Raw genomic sequence first — 18,008 nt, 5'->3', positions numbered from 1 at the left:
GTTTGGCTGAGGGATATTAATACTAAGTGATTAAAATTTAAACGCTTGCTGAGTTTTTGAAACGTTTTATTTTCTTAGATAAGAAAAGCCATCGTGAGAGGATGGCTTATCAGTCAAGCAATGGTTTCTGAAGAAAATGGAAGCATTATCCAAACAAATGCTTAGCGTGGAAGCTTAAGTGATCGTCAATAAAACTGGAGATGAAGTAGTAGCTGTGGTCATACCCAGATTGCATACGCAAGCTAAACGGTGAATCATGTAGTCTGGCAGCAGACACTAACGCTTCTGGCTTAAGTTGTTCACTTAAGAACCCATCGGCATCACCTTGATCGACCAGTATCGGCAGTGGTGATTGTGCTCGTTTTAAAAGCTCACTGGCATCGTATTGCTTCCAGCTTTCGATATCTGTGCCAAGGTAAGCGGTAAATGCTTTTTTACCCCATGGACACTGCATCGGGTTACTGATAGGACTGAAGGCTGAAATAGACCGATATTGTTGGCTATTTTTTAAGCCGATGGTTAAAGCACCATGCCCACCCATACTATGGCCTGAGATAGATTTTACATCTGAAACAGGAAAATTACTTTCAATAATGCTAGGCAGCTCTTTGGTGATATAGTCATACATGAAATAGTGTAATGACCAAGGCGCTTGTGTCGCATTTAGGTAGAATCCTGCCCCTTGACCTAAGTCGTAACTTTCATCATCCGCAATCTCTTCTCCACGTGGGCTGGTATCGGGCGCAATGATCGCGATGCCGAGTTCGGCAGCCATGCGAAACGCGCCAGCTTTCTGCATGAAGTTCTCATCGGTACAAGTTAATCCTGACAACCAGTACAACGCGGGTACAGGCTGTGTCTTGGTTGCGTTTGGCGGTAGAAAAATAGCAAAGCGCATCGTGCAGTTCAAAGCGGTGGATTCGTGCGTATATTGCTTATGCCAGCCTCCAAATACTTTAGTTTGGCTAACGTTTTCAATCATCATAATACACTCTCAAGAGACATAAATTTTAAGGAAGTGGTTGTTGGGAGTCAGTTAATGAAAAGGCCCTCCTACGGAGAGCCTTCACAGAAATTATTTGTCCATGTGGACAACGCTTCGGATACTCTTACCTTCGTGCATCAGATCAAACGCTTCGTTGATTTCCTCTAGCCCCATAGTGTGAGTAATGAATTCTTGTAGACCAAATTCACCCGCCAAGTATTGCTCTACAATGCCCGGTAGCTCTGAACGACCTTTAACACCACCAAACGCACTACCTCGCCATACACGACCTGTGACGAGCTGGAATGGACGAGTAGAAATCTCTTGACCAGCACCTGCAACACCGATGATGACCGATTCACCCCAACCTTTGTGGCAACATTCAAGGGCTTGACGCATTACATTGACGTTACCAATACATTCGAATGAGTAGTCGACACCACCATCTGTCATTTCAACAATGACTTCTTGGATTGGTTTATCGAATTTTTGAGGGTTAATGAGGTCAGTTGCACCAAGTTGCTTCGCAAGCTCGAATTTGCTCTCGTTGATGTCGATACCAAGAATACGGCTTGCACCAGCCATACGAGCACCGATAATTGCCGATAGGCCGATACCGCCTAAACCGAAAATTGCAACGGTATCACCTTTTTGAACTTTTGCTGTATTCAATACGGCACCCATGCCAGTTGTCACGCCGCAGCCAAGAAGACATACTTCTTCCAAAGGGGCTTCTTTGTTTACTTTTGCTAGCGAGATTTCAGGAAGAACGGTGTACTCGGAGAACGTTGAACAGCCCATGTAGTGGAAAATGGTTTCACCGTTGATAGAGAAGCGGCTAGTACCATCAGGCATCAGACCTTTACCTTGCGTTTCACGTACAGCCTGACACAGGTTCGTTTTACCTGATTTACAGAATTTACACTCGCCACATTCTGCCGTGTAAAGTGGAATCACGTGATCACCCACCTCTACGCTGGTCACACCTTCACCTACCATTTCCACAATACCGCCACCCTCGTGACCTAAGATTGCTGGAAAGATCCCTTCTGGATCATCACCTGAAAGTGTAAAGGCATCGGTATGACAAACGCCTGTTGCTACGATACGGACTAACACTTCGCCTTTTTTAGGCAGTTGTACATCCACTTCTTCCATTTTTAGTGGTTCACCTGCTGCCCAAGCGACAGCGGCTTTCGATTTGATCGATGTTTGACCTGGTTTGATTTCAAGTGCCATTAGGTTTTCCTTATCTAATCAATAGGTAGGCGTTGTCATTAAGCGTAGTTGAGCTTTGCATTTTCGCCTGATGTTTTACTAATACGCATTTTATCTATTTCAATAAAAATGATAATCCGTCCTTTTTGAAAATGATTTTTACGTTTGTGTAATAATTAAAGGTGTAACATAATGCCGCTTTACACACGCGCTCATTTTTGAATGCTAATAAATATTGATAGGATCAAGCGATGGCGAATTGGGAAGGTGTCAGTGAATTTGTTGCCGTGGCAGAAACCAATAGCTTCACCGGGGCGGCCGCTAAGCTCAAAACTTCGGTGGCACAGATTAGTCGTCGTGTTTCCGCTTTGGAAGCGCGTCTTGCGGTAAAGCTGCTGCATCGTACGACCCGAAAAGTCTCCCTTTCTGAAGCTGGTAAACTCTATTATCAACAATGTAAACATTTGGTTGAAGGTTTGGAATTAGCTGAGCTCGTAGTGACGCAAATGCAAACTGAGCCCAAAGGTGTGCTTCGTGTCACCGCGCCAGTAACGTATGGTGAACAAACCTTGTCGCCGCTTTTGCATCAGTTTTTAGAAAAATATCCGCAAGTGAATTTGGATTTAATTTTAACCAATCAGCGACTGGATCTAATTGAGCAAGGTGTGGATCTGGCGATCCGTCTGGGTCGTTTGCAAGATTCTAGCTTGGTTGCAAAACGGCTTTCATCTCGACAAATGTATGTTTGTGCCAGCCCTTTGTATCTCGAACGTTTTGGCGAGCCTCATACTCTATCAGAGCTCGGGCGCCATCAATGTTTGGTTGGCTCGGTTGATTACTGGCACTTTAAAGAACAAAACAGAGAGCGGTCTTTGCGTGTGTCTGGGCGGATTAAATGCAACAGTGGATTTGCGTTGGTTGATGCTGCAAAACGTGGCTTGGGTCTGGCGCAATTACCCGATAATTATGTTCAAGAGGCTTTAGACAGCGGTGAGCTGGTCGAAGTATTGAGTGATTATCGCGACGATCGTGAAGGGATATGGGCTTTGTATCCGCAAAGTCATAATCTCTCACCAAAGGTCCGGTTGTTGATCGATTTTCTGGCTCAAGAGCTTTGTTAATTTTGCTGCGTTTTTAATCTGCTCTCTTATGTCGAGCACAGACTATATCCATATTGATTTTAATGGCCACATTATAACCCTCGTAATGTGCGATAGTTTACTGCAGCCATTATAGTTATATTTTTTATGAGTGATCACTGATTCGATTCTGCATCGTCACGCTTAATCACTTTGTGCCCGTCTTCTGAGATACCGTTTTTCCAGTAGCTACTGATATAAATGTTTTCGCGCTCGACTTCTTTTTCATTGCGGAAGTATTGACGTAATGCACGCATCGAATCGAATTCACATGCACACCAAACCGCAGCCGTGCCATCTTGCCACTTCAGTTCACGGACTGCTTCCGCTAAAGGTTGTCCCTCTGTTAACCAAATTAATTCCATCCCTGCTGGCGCGTGTAAGGGTTGAATGTCTGAAGAAGACAGCACACTGATGACCGCGTAGCCTTTGGCATCTTCAGGTAGCGTGCGGATTTTTGCTGACAGGGCGGGTAGTGCCGTCATATCTGCAGCCATAAAGAACCAGTCGGCATCGGTGTTGAGGTTAGAAATGCTGCCTGGGCCAACGATGCTGATGGTATCCCCTGGCTGCGCTTTTATCGCCCAGCGAGCGGCAAAGCCGCTTTGCAAGTCGTTGCTTTCGTGGCGCACAAAATCGACTTCGATCGTACATGCTTGAGAGTCATAGCGACGAATGGTATAGGTGCGAAGTATGGGTTTATCTTCTTCCGAAACGGATTCCAACTGGGTACTGCCAGATTGATTAAATAGCAGCTTAATGTAGCTACCTTCACAATCTTGAGGGAAGTGACTAAGCGCATCGCCTTGTAAGGTAATGCGCTGCATGTTTGGTGTAATGCGCTCAGTATGGGTGACAGCAAGCACCTTAGGCTGTGGTTTATTTTTCATCACTACAATTCTTCAATAATAATTCTTTTTCTCATTTAGATTATCAGTATTGCTAAAGAGAGGGTAGTAACTTTATATAAATTTACACTGTTAATTTGTGTGAAGAAGAAGGTAGGGCCTGATGAAAAATGGACCTTCTTCTTCCTTACTTACGGGGTTGCGTTTTTTTGCGTTGATGCAGTTAATGACCTATATCATTGGGAAAGTGGACAAAAGAAGCAATGCAGCCATACCATAGTTGAACCCTTTTGTACGCTTAGGTGTGGTTAACCAGCGTTGAAGTTGCATCCCTGCAGTGGTCCAAAAGGTGACGGATGGAATATTTGCTAAGCAGAATACGCCTGCAATAACTGCTAATTCTATCCACATTCCTCCACTGCTGTAGACGGTAATCGCTGTTAAAGCCATAGACCAGCCTTTTGGGTTGACCCATTGAAACGCCACGGCGCCTATAAAAGACATCGGGCGAAAGTCATGCTTTATGTCGGCGTTAGAACTGGTCGCTATTTTATACGTTAGGAACAATAAGTAACTTAAACTGAGGATTTTTAAAATCGTATGGCTAAACGGATAGGCATGAAACAAACTCATCAAGCCAATACCTACCAGTATCAACATCACACCGAAGCCAAAAGTAATGCCCAACATGTGGGGTATAGTGCGTTTAAAACCGACATTAGCACCGGATGTCATTAGCATGATGTTGTTTGGTCCAGGAGTGAATGTAGAGACAAACGCAAACAGTGCTAATGCGCCTAATTGATGGTATTCCATAGCGTAATCCTTCGTTTTATGCTTCCAAATTGAAGCCGCTCAGTTATATAAGTAACGTAGAAACAACTATAAGTAGAAATGCCAGCAACATTGTGCCTTTATCGAGCTATACTCATTTTTATTCACAATAAAACGTTATAAATTTCATATTTTTAGCAATAATATTGCTTAAGTTTCGGTTGGAAGAGAAAACGTCGTTGTTGAGCGCTTTGCTCGAACAGGATTCGCACTTCTGCTAACCATGTGCCAGTGTATTAATTAGATTAGGCAAATACTTTAAGCAATTTTTGGAAGTAGTTTCACTAGATTAGATTGGTGAGTATTTAAAAATTAACATTTATCTATAAATATTAACTTATAATTTTTTCGGTTAAAATAAAAACAGTGATCGAAAGCAAAATATTAATATTACTAATGTTTATAAAACGAAATTTATTGAAAATTAAGCTTAGAAACCTTTCCGTAAAGTACAATGTTGAGAACTATTTACATATAAAAATTAATTTCAATTAAATATCATAAACATGGGGACTTTGCTATATAGGTCACACAAGTGATATTTTATAAATTGATTGTTTTTTTTTGTAATTTTATGTAAATCCCCTCTTATTTATTATCGAATGGTAGTTAACGATAATAAAAAAGGGTAGAACATGTACAATACAAAAAGCATAACGCAGATTACGATAGTCGTTGCTTTAGGGGGGCTCCTCTTTGGTTATGACACTGCCGTTATATCTGGAGCAACCGAAGCTTTACAATACTTCTTTAACCTATCACCTGCTGAACTGGGTTTTGCAGCATCATCAGCATTGATTGGCTGTGTCATTGGCTCTATCGTGGCTGGCCCAGTTAGCACTAAGTATGGTCGTAAAAAATCGCTCATTTTAGCGGCCGTTCTTTTCTTCATTTCTGCCTTTGGGTCAGCGTTACCAGAAACGCTGAACTTCATAGCTGGTACAACATATTCTAGTTTCATCATTTATCGAATTTTAGGGGGCATTGGTGTTGGTATTGCTTCAATGGTATCACCAATGTATATCGCAGAAGTTGCCCCACCAAGTAAACGAGGAAGTTTAGTTTCTTGTAATCAATTTGCCATCATATTTGGTATGTTGATAGTTTACTTCGTAAATTATGGTATTGCGCTATTAGGTTCTGATGAGTGGTTATTCTCAATTGGTTGGCGCTATATGTTTGCTTCCGAATGTTTACCTGCAGGAATTTTCTTTATTCTATTATTTGGTGTGCCAGAAACACCACGTTGGTTGGCAATGAATGGTTACTTTCAAGATGCTCGTAATTTGATCGCAAGCTTTAATAAAGGTGATGATTTTGATAAGCAATGGGCAGAAATTAAAGCGTCATTAAATGATAAAGCAAAGAATGTAAGTGTATTTTCACATGGCATTTTCTTTATTCTTTTACTTGGTATCACTCTGAGTGTTTTGCAACAAATTACCGGGATTAATGTTTTCTTGTATTACGCGCCGGTTATTTTCAAGAGCTTTAGTTCCTCGTCCACCGATGTCGCGATGCTGCAAACCATCTTAGTTGGCGCTGTGAATCTACTGTTTACTGTTATTGCTATTTATACCGTTGATAAATTTGGCCGTAAGCCATTGATGATGATTGGTGCTGCTGCAATGGCAATCAGTATGCTTGCCATTGGGACCGCCGCTTACCTAGATGCAATTGGTGGCTACTTGATCATCTTTGTATTGATGTACATCGCGGCATTTGCTTTATCGCTTGGTCCTGTCACCTGGGTATTACTATCGGAAATGTTCCCAAATGCGGTTCGCTCTAAAGCGCTGTCGATTGCTGTATTTGCCCAATGGTTTGCTAACTACGCTGTTTCACAAACTTTCCCAATGATGAACGCGAAAGACAGCTTTTTATACCAAGAATTTCATGGCGGTTTTCCATTCTGGTTATACGGTGCGATGGCCGTTGTTACGGTGTACTTCATTTATCGCTGGATCCCAGAAACCAAAGGCAAGTCTTTAGAAGAATTGGAAAAACTGTGGGATCAAAAAGGTGAAGAGAAAGAACTGTCTGTTTCATCCGCAAATTCATAAATATTTTTAACATATTATAAGTTTATATCTGGAGTCTATTATGATTAATTTACCACAAGTAAAAATGGGTATTGTGGCAGTAAGCCGAGATTGTTTTCCTATTTCTTTGTCTGAGCAGCGTCGTCAAAAAGTAGTTGCTGCATGTATTGAGCAAGATATTGAAATCGTCGAATTGCAAACGGTTATAGAAAATGAAAATGATATGCTTAAAGCGCTCGCTGAAGCCGAGCAAGCGCAATTAAATTCGTTAGTCATTTATTTAGGAAACTTTGGTCCAGAAGGGCCGTTAACTCAAATGGCGCAGCGTTTTAATGGTCCTGTTATGTTTGCTGCTGCGGCAGAAGAAGCAACTTGTGGTTTACAAGATGCGCGAGGAGATGCTTATTGTGGAGTTTTGAATGCGTCTTACAGCGCTAACTTACGTCACATTCGTCCTCATATTCCTGAGAATCCTGTTGGGACTGCAACCGAAGTTGCTCAAATGATCGCAGACTTTAAGCCGGTAGCTCGTACCATTTTAGGCTTAAAGGGGCTTAAAATATTTAGCTTTGGTCCAAGACCTCAGGATTTCGTTGCTTGCAATGCACCGATCAAAGCATTGTTTGATCTCGGAGTGGAGGTGATGGAGAACAGCGAACTTGATTTGTTAGACATCTATCAGCAAGCTGAAGGTCACCCTGATATTCCGAAGATCATTTCAGAAATGGAATCTGAACTAGGCGACCATAATCCTTACCCTGATTTGTTACCTAAACTTGCTCAGTATGAAGCCGCATTGTTGGATTTCTATCAACAAAATTTAGGTGCTTCCACATTTGGCATTTTCGCAAACAAATGTTGGCCTTCTTTTGAGAAGTTCTTTGGCTTCGTACCTTGCTATGTGAATGCAAGGTTAGCTGAACGTGGTATTCCTGTCGCGTGTGAAGTGGATATTTACGGCGCTTTATCTGAATATATGATTACTTGTGCGACCGATCACCCAGCTACCCTGTTGGATATCAACAACACGGTTCCAACAGATATGGTTGAAAATAACCAAGATAAGATGGGAAGTTATACGGCAAAAGATCTCTTCATGGGATTCCATTGTGGTAACACGGCTTCAAGCTGCATGAAAAACTCCCAATTAAGATTTCAAAAAATCATGCATAGCTTAATGGAGCCGGGACAAGAGCCAGATATAACTCGCGGTACTCTAGAAGGGCAGATCAAAGCTGGTGAGGTCACTTTGTTCCGCTTACAAAGCACTGCAGATACTCAATTGCGTGCTTATGTTGCACAAGGTGACATTTTAGAGATTGATCCTCAATCCTTTGGTTCGATTGCCGTGTTCGCTATCCCTGAAATGCAGCGATTTTATCGTCATGTCTTGGTTCAAAAGAACTACCCACACCATGCTGGCATTGCTTTTGGTCATGTGGGTAAGACCTTATATCAAGTTCTTAATTTATTGGGTGTTACTGATATTGACTATAACCAAGAAGCTGGGAATAGATATCCGTTTGAAATTCCGTGTGCGTTTTTAGGTTAACCAATTAATAGAGTCGGGAAGCTTAGATTAAAAACAAGCTTTCCGACTTTTTGTATTTAGGAGTAGGCTGATGAAGAATCAAAAGTGGGGAGACTTCTCCCTGTATACGCTAGTGAACGATTTGGGCAGTAAAATTGTTGTTTCTGATTTAGGGGCGACGGTTGTTGATTGGTGGGTAAAAGATAAGTCGGGTACGTTGACGAATATTGTCTTAGGTTTTAAAACACCTGAGCAATATTTAGAGACTAGCGCTTATATTGGTAGTGTTGTCGGCCCTTGGGCGAATCGTATTTATCAAGGTAAATATCAAGTGAATGGTGTGAACTACGAGCTTGACCTCAACGAAGGCGTGAATCACTTACATGGGGGCAGTGTGCAGCTTGATAAGCGACGTTGGAGTGTTAAGTCTTACTCTAACAATAGCATTGTATTTACCATCAAAGTCACGCAAGGAGAGGCCGGATACCCCGCGAACCTTGATATTGATGTATCTTATATGCTCACAGAGGACAATAAGCTAAACGTCGAATATACGGCAAGTGCTGACAATGTAGTGCCTATCAATTTAACACAACATACGTATTTTAATTTCTCAGGAGGCAATGAAAGTATCGTCAACCACGAGGTAAGAATTGATGCAGATGAATTTTTAAGCATTGATGAACACTCCATTCCATTCGAGGCAACCCCAGTAGCGAATACTGCCATGGACTTGCGTCAATTTTGCCAATTAAAAGAACGGTTAGCGGCAGATGATCAACAAGTGAAGTTGGTTAATGGCTTTGACCATTGTTGGTGTTTAAATACAAAAGGGATGGGATTAGCTGCGCAAGTTTACAATCCGAGCAATGGGATTTATATGGATGTTTATACGGATCAAGATGCGATTCAGCTTTATACAGGTAATGCTTTGCCAGCAGAAGTGTCACGTACAGGGCAGTCTCTTTCTCCCTATGATGGCTTGTGTTTAGAAACTCAGCACTATCCAAACCAAGTCAACATGCCCCAACATGCAGAAGAATGTATTTATGGGCCGGATAAAAGTTATACACATAAAACGGTATTTGAGTTTGGTTCGCGTTAATTAATCTTATTCTAAAAAAAGCATCACATACGAGATTGTGATGCTTTTTTTATCTGATGTAACTATATAAACCTGTGACTGAACACTATTTAAACTTTCTCTCACATTATGAGTAGCACTACTATTATGTATTAAAGTAGGGGCAGATTAACCCAACTCAGACTCTGAAGCTGCCTCTTATGCAGTGTTAACGATTTTTGATTTAGAACCACTAGCTCTTCAAATCGATGCCGCGCCTGTGAACCAAGTCATTCTCGCTGAACCTAGCACCTTGAGGTTATTTGGGTATACATTAAAAATAGTACCTTACCTAAGAGCGAGTAAATTCTCACGGAACAAGCATCTTGAAGTAACTTGAGTATAGAAGTAAAAAGCCCAAGTATATCCATGTTTATGAACATACTTGGGCTTTAATTTGATGTTTTATTTTATAAGTTAGCGCTTATTTATAAATAAATCCGTTGATAATATTTTCTAAGTACTCTTGGCGGCCTGATTCTTTTACTGGAGACAAGTTGTTGCTGACGGCAAAGTTAGCCAATTGTTCTAGGTTAAGCTCACCGTTTAAGATTTGCTTGCCTAGATCTTGGTTCCATTCTGCATAGCGTTGAGCGATGTTTTTTGCTAGTACATCATTTTCTATCATAGCCGCTGCACGCTCAAGAGAAAGAGCCATCGTGTCCATACCTCCAATATGGCCATGGAAGAGATCTTCTGCGTCAATAGATGGGCGACGAAGGCGAGCGTCAAAGTTAAAGCCTCCAGTTGTAAATCCACCTGCTTTCAAGATTTCATACATGACTAAGGTGTTTTCTTCGACACTGTTTGGGAACTGGTCAGTATCCCAACCAAGCTGAGCGTCGCCACGGTTTGCATCAACTGAGCCAAAGATACCTAATGATGTTGCTGTCGCGATTTCATGATGGAAGCTGTGCCCTGCGAGCGTTGCATGGTTAGCTTCAATATTGACTTTTATTTCGTTCTCTAGCCCAAACTGTTTTAAGAAGCCGTAGACCGTCGCAGTGTCGTAATCGTATTGGTGTTTGGTTGGTTCTTGTGGCTTAGGCTCGATTAAGATCGTACCTTTAAAGCCAATTTTGTGTTTGTGTTCAACTACCATTTGCATCAATCGACCAAGCTGTTCACGTTCTTGTCGAAGATCGGTATTTAGTAAAGTTTCATAGCCTTCTCGACCGCCCCATAGTACATAGTTTTCGCCGCCTAGACGCTGAGTTGCACCCATGGCATTAAAAATTTGAGTCGCAGCGTAGGCAAATACTTTTGGATCAGGGTTGGTCCCAGCACCAGACATGTAACGTGGGTTGGAGAAGGCATTTGCTGTACCCCAAAGCAATTTGAGGCCAGTTTCCTCTTGTTTCTGCTCTAATACATCGACCATGGTTTGGAAGTTGTTTACGTATTCTTTAATGGAATTACCTTCTGGCGCTACGTCAACGTCATGGAAGCAGTAGTAAGGAATGCTTAATTTTGAGAAAAAGTCGAACGCATGATCCGCTTTGATTTTTGCCATTTCCATGGCATCACCAGAGCTTAGCCATGGACGTTCAAAGGTGCCGGCGCCAAATACATCTGAGCCTGGCCAACAAAAGTTATGCCAGTAACACGCTGCAAATCGCAAATGCTCCTTCATACTCTTACCTAAAATCATTTTATCTTCATCATAATGACGAAATGCAAGAGGGTTGGTTGAATCTTTACCCTCAAATTTTATTTTATTTATATTCTTAAAGTATTCAGTCATAGTCGATATTCCGGTTAAATTTCAAAAGAATCACGTTCTATAATAATATTTACCAAATATAATTTTCTTACAATTATGATTTTTTATTCTTAAATTAACCTATTTTTTAACTGTGCTTAAGATCTCATTTTTGGGACTGTATAGAGCTAAAAGTACGGGCTATCTATTAGTTTATTTAGCTCTATTATTCCAATTTCTGATTGTGTTCACATTTGAGAAATATCATAACTTTATTATGAATTTGGACAAATTGTAGATCTCCATATTATCGATAACATTAAAAACGGATAAAAATTAATTGGAGAGCTATGTATATGAATACGATAAAGTTATCTGTAAAAGAAAAGGTGGCATACGGTCTCGGCGATACAGGGTGTAACTTTGTATGGCAGACGGTAATGCTATTCCTTGCTTACTTTTATACTGATATCTACGGTCTATCACCGGCGCATATGGGGACCATGTTCCTATTGGTGCGCTTCATTGATGCGGTAACTGATCCTTTAATGGGATCCATTGTTGACCGCACAAAATCTAAACATGGTCGCTACCGTCCATACTTGTTGTGGATGGCGGTACCATTTGGTGTTGCTTGTATGATGGCGTTCTTTACGCCTGACTTTGGTCAAACGGGAAAAATTGTATACGCTTACGCTTCTTATATTTTCTTAACTTTAATGTATACCGCAATTAACGTCCCATATTGTGCAATGGCAAATGCTCTAACCAATGACTCGAATGAACGTACTTCGCTACAATCTTACCGATTTGCATTGAGCACCGCTGGTGGGCTCGTAGTGGCGATGGTCGCTTTACCTTTAGTCGATATTATCGGTCAAGGAGATACGCAAAAAGGTTATTTAGGTGCAATGGGTGTAATGGGGCTGTGTGCAATAGCGCTATTTTTCTTTAGCTTTAGCCAAACCAAAGAGCGTTGTGTCCCTCAAGAAGACGAAGTAAAGCAATCTGTTTGGAAAGATTTACAACTACTGTTTAAGAACAACCAATGGAGAGTGCTGTTCATTCTGAATGTTGTGTTGCTAACTGGCGTGGTATTGAAAGGTGCTTCAACCATGTACTATGTTAATACAGTAATGGGACGCAGTGACTTAGCGACTATCTTCATGGTAAGCGGTATGCTAGCGAATATTATTGGTGCCATCCTTTCCGCTCCACTTTTAGGTAAATTTGATAAACCTAAAATCTATCGCGTGCTAATTTTAGCGTCAGGTGTATTGTCAGCCTTGCTGTATTTGGTAGAGCCTAGCAATGTGTTTATGATTTTCGCTCTTGTAATTGCATTGGGTATTGTACAAATGAGTACAACCCCGATTCTTTGGAGCATGATGTCAGATGTGGTTGATTATGAAAAAACACGCAGTAATCGTTCATTAAGTGGCATGGTATTTTCAACGAACCTATTCGCTATCAAACTAGGTATTGCGGTAGGCGGTGCGGCTGTAGGTTGGGTGCTAGCTGCTGCTGGATATGTAGGTGGAGCAGAAGTCCAAACTGCAGAGGCAGTAACAGCAATCAACTTACTCTTCACCGTGATTCCTGGGATAATTTTCATGTCGTTGGCAGTGATCATGTTGTTCTATAAGTTAGACAACCAACGCTTGGCACAAGTAAAAGCACTATTAACGCTTGATGCGAAGGAACAAGAAAAACTGAAACCAGTTAACCATAATGTTGAACTAGGCTAATCCGTTTGTTTCGATGGATAAAAAGCCCCAATTTTGGGGCTTTTTTCGTTTAGAGTTATGGACTGAAAACTCTCGATAGTGTCTGATTTTTCTATATTGTCACAATGTTATATGAATGATTTTATTTTTTTTCAATCTAGTCTATATATTTCAACAACGGTTAATAAAACAATAAAAATTTATTTTGATCATTTTCTTATCAGATTGATATATCCAAAAAGAGAATGTTTGATCAACTTTGATGCTTTTACGTACTCTTTTACATAGGTGATTTTTGCCAATGCCTTAACTTTTTTAAGTAGAAGGTGCGACAACTAATGGTAGAAATACCGGCATTATTGTGTTGTTATCAAGTCATGTTTACTTTTTTTGGCAATAAAAGGTTACCATGGACAGGTTTGACGAAAGGATATTGCAGGAGCTGAAAGCAGATGGAAGAGTGTCCAATGTTGAGCTTTCTGAACGCGTAGGGTTATCTCCTTCCGCAACGTTACGTCGCGTTCAGGATTTAGAGCGCAAAGGGGTCATTAAAGGCTATCGTGCGGTGCTAAACAATGAGCAACTCGGTGTCGGTTTTATCGCTTACGTTTCGATTGGTTTATCGTCACATTCAAAAAAAGCTCAGCAAGAATTTGAGGAGCACGTTCGTTTTGTTAAGCAAGTGGTTGAGTGTCATAACATTACGGGGGTCAACGAATATTTATTGCGTGTTGAAACTCAAGACTTAGCGACTTACAAAGCGTTTCACGCTGATGTATTAGGCGAGTGTGAACACGTCAAATCCATCACAACGATGGTCGTGATGGATACATCGAAAGATGTTCGATGATGAGTAAGTTACTAAGCCCTCGATTATGTAGCACGTCAATTTGAAGTGACTCGAAATACTCCGTCGAGTATGAGAAGGCTTCTCATGGAATTCTGGCAAGCGCTTGGCACTCTTGCAATTCTAATCGTGATTCTTACCTGCTAAGTAATTTCATCCTGCTAGTTTTATGCACACCGCTTTTGTTGTTAAGCGGTGAGTCAGATAATTTAAGGATGAATAATGAAATCACATCTTACAATTCCACTATTGAGTGTCGGTGCGATTGCAGCACTGAGTAGTTTCAATGTTAGTGCCCATGGTTGGGTTGAGTTTCCGAGCGCACGTCAACACACGTGTTACTTAGATGGTGGGTTCTGGACAGACGAAATACCAAACCAAGCGTGTCAGGCTGCCTACGATGAGTCCGGTGCCTTCCCGTTTGTCCAGCGCAGTGAAATTTCTGCGAATGTCGCCAATTATCGCGACATGACACACGTTCAAGCAGTCATTCGTGACGGTGAGTTATGTTCTGCCGGCAGTGTGGCGAAAAACGGGCTTAATCTTCCGTCTCCACATTGGCAACGAACCAATGTAACGCTCGATGAAAATAACCAAATCGAATTAGTGTTTTACGGTAAAGCCCCTCATAACCCTTCTTATTGGGAGTTTTATCTTACTAAACCAAGCTATGATGCGACTCAACCTTTAACGTGGAGCGACTTGGAGTTGATCGATACGGCTGGTGATGTCTATACCGATGAAGAGAAGCGTTATCGTATCCAGGTTACTTTCCCATCGGATCGTTCAGGTGATGCCATTTTATACACTCGCTGGCAGCGAATTGATCCTGCGGGTGAAGGCTTTTATAACTGCAGTGATATTACATTAACCAATTCTGGAGGTTCGACGCCAGTTGATCCTGTCGACCCGGTAAACAACCTAACAAGTCTTGGCTATTTCGTCCCACAAGGTTTTGGTCCAGTGGCGTCGGGAGATACGATTCGTTTTCGTACATTCGATGCAACAGGTAGTGAGATCGTAGATATTTCACTGCCAATTAATGGCAACAATACAATCACTTGGGCAGCCGAGTTGGCTGATCAATTCAACTCACAACAAACTGGAGACTGGTATGTCGGTATATGGCATCAGGCGATGAGCCATTATATGTTTGATAGCGACAACCTGAATGCAAACCAAGTGTTAGCGCCAAGCGCAGATTTCAGTTACGCCTTATCGCTAATCAAAGCGGACGTCCCACCTCCCGTAGAGCCCACTAACTTATGGGATAAAACTGCTGTATATACTCAAGGTGACATGGTAACTCATAACGGCCAAGAGTGGACCGCGCAATGGTGGACGCGTGGTGAAGAGCCTGGCACGACTGGCGAATGGGGAGTGTGGCGTTAATTCACCTGCAGGTTATATTTAGTCGCCTAATTTTCATTGATTAAATGTAAAACCCTTCTCATATCGTTATGGGCAGGGTTTTATTGATAAAATACCGCCAGCCAAATTGTTTCCTTGTCTGGCGTTGTCCAGTTCACTCTATGCTTAGTGTGTGCAGGGATGTTGATATGATCGCCTGCCTCAAGTCGTTTAACGGGCCCATTTTTAAATTCAATTTCTCCTGCCCCCTGAATGATCACAACCCATTCATGCTCCTCTTGATCGTACCAGCCTTCTTCTGGCGATACATGACCTCTTGAGACGATCCGTTCGATACGCAATGTTTGATAATTCAGAAGCTCGTCAAACATCTCCTTACCAAGGTCGTGGGGTAAGTCTTTATATAGGTTCATCAGGTCTCCGTATATTTTTAATAACATATCTCGCAAACGCACAATATAAATTACAAAATTGCGTCCCATTTGCATATTTTTTTGATCAAACATACATTTATTCATACAGAATAGACATGATTTTTACAAATTGATTTCCATCAAAAATGTAGGGTTTTTATGTGCTAGATTGCGCACAGCTCAGAGAAATAACGATATCCGCGTGCTTCAGGCTTGTCCTCTAACTTGTTGGCAGAACAGGCGAGAAGCAGAGTGGTGTCAATATAACGAAGCCCTATAAAGGAAAGATAAAATGAAAAAAACAATCTCCAGTTTGGCAGTGGTTGCCGCACTCTTGTCGCCTAGCGTTTTTGCCCATCAGCAAGGAGACTTCGTGTTACGTGTCGGTGCTGCCTCGGTGGTTCCCAATGATAGTAGCGACAAAATATTAGGCTCAAAGGAAGAGCTAAAGGTAGATTCAAACACCCAACTTGGTTTGACATTAGGTTATATGTTTACCGACAACATCAGTCTGGAAATATTGGCCGCAACGCCGTTCAGTCACGATATTTCAACGGATTTATTGGGGCTCGGTGATATCGCAGACACCAAGCATTTACCACCGACTCTGATGGTTCAATATTACTTTGGTGAGCCAGAAAGCAAGGTGCGACCTTACGTTGGCGCAGGCATTAACTACACCATCTTCTTTGATGAGGGCTTTAATAGCAAAGCAAAACAGGCGGGTCTTTCTGATCTTGAGTTAGATGACTCTTTCGGTCTGGCAGCAAATTTTGGTGTCGACTATCAGATTGATGAAAAATGGTTTGTCGGCGCGTCTGCATGGTATGCAAATATAGAGACGGAAGCGACCTACAAGTTTGCTGGTGATAAACAAAAAACCGACGTCAAAATTAATCCTTGGGTCTTCATGATTAGCGGCGGCTATAAGTTCTAACGTTATTATTTTCCTACCAACGATTGTCAGTATCGACACTCGGGCAGGCTGTTTAGATGACCATGTTTGGCGTGGTTATTAAGTGCCTCGGAAACTGACTTTAGCGATTGCGCCCGATAGCTTAATTGGGCGCTACTTATTCTAAGCATCTGCTGTGTCTGTATTAATCATTGAATGGTCACCTATTGACTGGATAGTGCCAAGACCGCTTGTTGTACTGACGCGAACTGTATTTTAATGATACATCGTTGCGCCTGACTGAATTCATGGCATTGAATCAGGGCTGTCACTTCTTCGACGGATAATACGTTGTCTGTTGGGCTCAATGTGATGCGCTTGTCGTTGTCATATCTCAGTCTAAAAGAGCGACCTTCGGAGTCAACAACGTAATCTTCTTTGCTCCAAATCAGCGACTCGCATTCAGCGTGTAATTCTGTAATGGAGGGAAGATAAATGAGTTCATCGTCACCTTCTAGTTTTAGTAGGCATGGCCATAATACCGTGTTTTGAGTCATTCTTGTGCCTTGTTGTTAGAAACTAGAGTGTGGTGTCTTTAAAAACTCAATTTCCTCAGGAGTACTCTCTCTTCCCAAAACCGCGTTGCGATGTGGATAACGTCCAAACTGATCGATGATGGCTTTGTGTTTTAGCTCAAAATTGTAATTGTTTTCAAGTCCCGGAGCTCGAAACAGCTGTTCTGCTTGCACATGAATAAGGTGAGATTCACTGTGCATGAGTGGCATGTACAAAAAGCTTTGTTTTTCTGGAGAAAGTTTTTTATCAAGGCCTAGTCGAATCGCCTCTTGCGCTAACGCTAGAGCAAGTGGGTCTTGCGCAAATGCTTTAGGCGAATTGCGATAGATATTGCGTGAGAATTGGTCGAGCACGATGATTTCGGCTAATCGTCCTTGTGCGTTATCGCGCCAGTGAAACAGTTCACAACAAGCGGCTTGTTCTAATAACGTGGCAAAGCGTGATTGGATTTCTGCGTCCAGATCGGGATTATTTTCAAACCAATTTTCAGGTGTCAGTTCTTCAAACCAGAAATGAATGATCGACTGGTACATGGCGTGTCCTTTTGTTTTTTTGTTGCAAAGAAGCAGTAACGAAGCGCCAACTGAAGGTATTGGCGCTTGCCTTTATTCACGACCGTAAGTTTCTACTATATAGCGTTCTCACTCTTCACACATCTGTGTGTCGGAAACCGTGTTGCTAGTCAGTTCTTTATTGCCGTCGACTACTTTGATGTTTGCGTTAGGTCTGTGGTTGATTATTGCACGGTTGAGAGGAA

At 41.8% G+C, this 18,008-nt stretch carries 16 protein-coding genes; 8 read left to right on the top strand and 8 right to left on the bottom strand.

Annotation, left to right across the window (positions count from 1 at the left end; translation table 11 throughout):
* Positions 1-145 precede the first annotated feature (145 nt).
* Both fghA and ONE56_RS19635 read right to left on the bottom strand, forming a co-directional pair.
* Positions 146-985 (bottom strand): S-formylglutathione hydrolase, encoded by an 840-nt coding sequence (gene fghA / locus ONE56_RS19640; RefSeq protein WP_423840804.1) that lies wholly within the window; start codon positions 983-985, stop codon positions 146-148.
* Positions 986-1,075: 90 nt separating this feature from the next.
* On the bottom strand, positions 1,076-2,224 hold the full coding sequence (locus ONE56_RS19635) for an S-(hydroxymethyl)glutathione dehydrogenase/class III alcohol dehydrogenase (RefSeq protein WP_041155197.1): 1,149 nt from the start codon (positions 2,222-2,224) through the stop codon (positions 1,076-1,078).
* Positions 2,225-2,454: 230 nt separating this feature from the next.
* On the opposite strand from ONE56_RS19635, the gene ONE56_RS19630 reads away from it, so the two are divergent.
* Positions 2,455-3,324 carry a LysR family transcriptional regulator gene (locus ONE56_RS19630; protein ID WP_041155198.1) on the top strand — a complete coding sequence of 290 codons (870 nt, stop codon included), beginning with the start codon at positions 2,455-2,457 and terminating at the stop codon, positions 3,322-3,324.
* Between the two features lie 134 nt (positions 3,325-3,458).
* Here the strand turns inward: ONE56_RS19630 and ONE56_RS19625 are convergent, their stop codons facing one another.
* Together ONE56_RS19625 and ONE56_RS19620 are read right to left on the bottom strand one after the other, a co-directional pair.
* On the bottom strand, positions 3,459-4,232 hold the full coding sequence (locus tag ONE56_RS19625) for a siderophore-interacting protein (RefSeq protein ID WP_415679422.1): 774 nt from the start codon (positions 4,230-4,232) through the stop codon (positions 3,459-3,461).
* Positions 4,233-4,421: 189 nt separating this feature from the next.
* The gene (locus ONE56_RS19620; RefSeq protein WP_423840803.1) at positions 4,422-5,006 is read right to left on the bottom strand and encodes a LysE family translocator; all 585 of its coding nucleotides are present in this window, start codon (positions 5,004-5,006) and stop codon (positions 4,422-4,424) included.
* A gap of 653 nt (positions 5,007-5,659) precedes the next feature.
* Between ONE56_RS19620 and xylE the strand changes: the two genes are divergently transcribed.
* The 3 genes from xylE to ONE56_RS19605 all read left to right on the top strand — a co-directional run bounded on the left by xylE (position 5,660) and on the right by ONE56_RS19605 (position 9,702).
* A complete protein-coding gene (gene xylE / locus ONE56_RS19615; RefSeq protein ID WP_041155200.1) occupies positions 5,660-7,087 on the top strand; it encodes a D-xylose transporter XylE in 1,428 nt (475 codons plus the stop codon).
* A 40-nt stretch (positions 7,088-7,127) separates the two neighbouring features.
* The gene (locus ONE56_RS19610) at positions 7,128-8,618 is read left to right on the top strand and encodes an L-fucose/L-arabinose isomerase family protein (RefSeq protein WP_423840802.1); all 1,491 of its coding nucleotides are present in this window, start codon (positions 7,128-7,130) and stop codon (positions 8,616-8,618) included.
* 70 nt (positions 8,619-8,688) lie between these two features.
* Positions 8,689-9,702 carry an aldose epimerase family protein gene (locus ONE56_RS19605; RefSeq protein WP_423840801.1) on the top strand — a complete coding sequence of 338 codons (1,014 nt, stop codon included), beginning with the start codon at positions 8,689-8,691 and terminating at the stop codon, positions 9,700-9,702.
* A gap of 442 nt (positions 9,703-10,144) precedes the next feature.
* On the opposite strand, the gene xylA is transcribed toward ONE56_RS19605, so the two are convergent.
* Positions 10,145-11,464, bottom strand: a complete 1,320-nt coding sequence (gene xylA / locus ONE56_RS19600; RefSeq protein WP_041155203.1) for a xylose isomerase — start codon at positions 11,462-11,464, stop codon at positions 10,145-10,147.
* Positions 11,465-11,778: 314 nt separating this feature from the next.
* Between xylA and ONE56_RS19595 the strand changes: the two genes are divergently transcribed.
* The 3 genes from ONE56_RS19595 (at position 11,779) to ONE56_RS19585 (ending at position 15,388) form a co-directional block, all read left to right on the top strand.
* The gene (locus ONE56_RS19595; protein WP_041155204.1) at positions 11,779-13,170 is read left to right on the top strand and encodes a glycoside-pentoside-hexuronide (GPH):cation symporter; all 1,392 of its coding nucleotides are present in this window, start codon (positions 11,779-11,781) and stop codon (positions 13,168-13,170) included.
* 388 nt (positions 13,171-13,558) lie between these two features.
* Positions 13,559-13,999, top strand: a complete 441-nt coding sequence (locus tag ONE56_RS19590; protein ID WP_041155205.1) for an Lrp/AsnC family transcriptional regulator — start codon at positions 13,559-13,561, stop codon at positions 13,997-13,999.
* Positions 14,000-14,218: 219 nt separating this feature from the next.
* On the top strand, positions 14,219-15,388 hold the full coding sequence (locus ONE56_RS19585) for a lytic polysaccharide monooxygenase (protein ID WP_423840800.1): 1,170 nt from the start codon (positions 14,219-14,221) through the stop codon (positions 15,386-15,388).
* Positions 15,389-15,468: 80 nt separating this feature from the next.
* Here the strand turns inward: ONE56_RS19585 and ONE56_RS19580 are convergent, their stop codons facing one another.
* On the bottom strand, positions 15,469-15,780 hold the full coding sequence (locus ONE56_RS19580) for a cupin domain-containing protein (RefSeq protein WP_041155233.1): 312 nt from the start codon (positions 15,778-15,780) through the stop codon (positions 15,469-15,471).
* 292 nt (positions 15,781-16,072) lie between these two features.
* On the opposite strand from ONE56_RS19580, the gene ompW reads away from it, so the two are divergent.
* Positions 16,073-16,717: an outer membrane protein OmpW gene (gene ompW / locus ONE56_RS19575; RefSeq protein ID WP_041155207.1), complete on the top strand. Its 645-nt coding sequence runs from the start codon at positions 16,073-16,075 to the stop codon at positions 16,715-16,717.
* A gap of 182 nt (positions 16,718-16,899) precedes the next feature.
* On the opposite strand, the gene ONE56_RS19570 is transcribed toward ompW, so the two are convergent.
* Together ONE56_RS19570 and ONE56_RS19565 are read right to left on the bottom strand one after the other, a co-directional pair.
* On the bottom strand, positions 16,900-17,232 hold the full coding sequence (locus tag ONE56_RS19570) for a DUF4144 family protein (protein ID WP_423840799.1): 333 nt from the start codon (positions 17,230-17,232) through the stop codon (positions 16,900-16,902).
* A gap of 15 nt (positions 17,233-17,247) precedes the next feature.
* Positions 17,248-17,784 (bottom strand): DUF924 family protein, encoded by a 537-nt coding sequence (locus tag ONE56_RS19565; RefSeq protein WP_423840798.1) that lies wholly within the window; start codon positions 17,782-17,784, stop codon positions 17,248-17,250.
* Positions 17,785-18,008 lie beyond the last annotated feature (224 nt).

Origin of the sequence: Vibrio mytili (assembly GCF_049563345.1) — a bacterium.
Classification (GTDB): domain Bacteria; phylum Pseudomonadota; class Gammaproteobacteria; order Enterobacterales; family Vibrionaceae; genus Vibrio; species Vibrio mytili.
This window is presented reverse-complemented; position numbering and strand designations above follow the sequence as displayed.

Coding starts and splice junctions, on each gene's coding strand:
- fghA (WP_423840804.1), bottom strand. CDS start 985: ATGATGATTGAAAACGTTAGCCAAACTAAAGTATTTGGAGGCTGGCAT.
- ONE56_RS19635 (WP_041155197.1), bottom strand. CDS start 2,224: ATGGCACTTGAAATCAAACCAGGTCAAACATCGATCAAATCGAAAGCC.
- ONE56_RS19630 (WP_041155198.1), top strand. CDS start 2,455: ATGGCGAATTGGGAAGGTGTCAGTGAATTTGTTGCCGTGGCAGAAACC.
- ONE56_RS19625 (WP_415679422.1), bottom strand. CDS start 4,232: ATGAAAAATAAACCACAGCCTAAGGTGCTTGCTGTCACCCATACTGAG.
- ONE56_RS19620 (WP_423840803.1), bottom strand. CDS start 5,006: ATGGAATACCATCAATTAGGCGCATTAGCACTGTTTGCGTTTGTCTCT.
- xylE (WP_041155200.1), top strand. CDS start 5,660: ATGTACAATACAAAAAGCATAACGCAGATTACGATAGTCGTTGCTTTA.
- ONE56_RS19610 (WP_423840802.1), top strand. CDS start 7,128: ATGATTAATTTACCACAAGTAAAAATGGGTATTGTGGCAGTAAGCCGA.
- ONE56_RS19605 (WP_423840801.1), top strand. CDS start 8,689: ATGAAGAATCAAAAGTGGGGAGACTTCTCCCTGTATACGCTAGTGAAC.
- xylA (WP_041155203.1), bottom strand. CDS start 11,464: ATGACTGAATACTTTAAGAATATAAATAAAATAAAATTTGAGGGTAAA.
- ONE56_RS19595 (WP_041155204.1), top strand. CDS start 11,779: ATGAATACGATAAAGTTATCTGTAAAAGAAAAGGTGGCATACGGTCTC.
- ONE56_RS19590 (WP_041155205.1), top strand. CDS start 13,559: ATGGACAGGTTTGACGAAAGGATATTGCAGGAGCTGAAAGCAGATGGA.
- ONE56_RS19585 (WP_423840800.1), top strand. CDS start 14,219: ATGAAATCACATCTTACAATTCCACTATTGAGTGTCGGTGCGATTGCA.
- ONE56_RS19580 (WP_041155233.1), bottom strand. CDS start 15,780: ATGAACCTATATAAAGACTTACCCCACGACCTTGGTAAGGAGATGTTT.
- ompW (WP_041155207.1), top strand. CDS start 16,073: ATGAAAAAAACAATCTCCAGTTTGGCAGTGGTTGCCGCACTCTTGTCG.
- ONE56_RS19570 (WP_423840799.1), bottom strand. CDS start 17,232: ATGACTCAAAACACGGTATTATGGCCATGCCTACTAAAACTAGAAGGT.
- ONE56_RS19565 (WP_423840798.1), bottom strand. CDS start 17,784: ATGTACCAGTCGATCATTCATTTCTGGTTTGAAGAACTGACACCTGAA.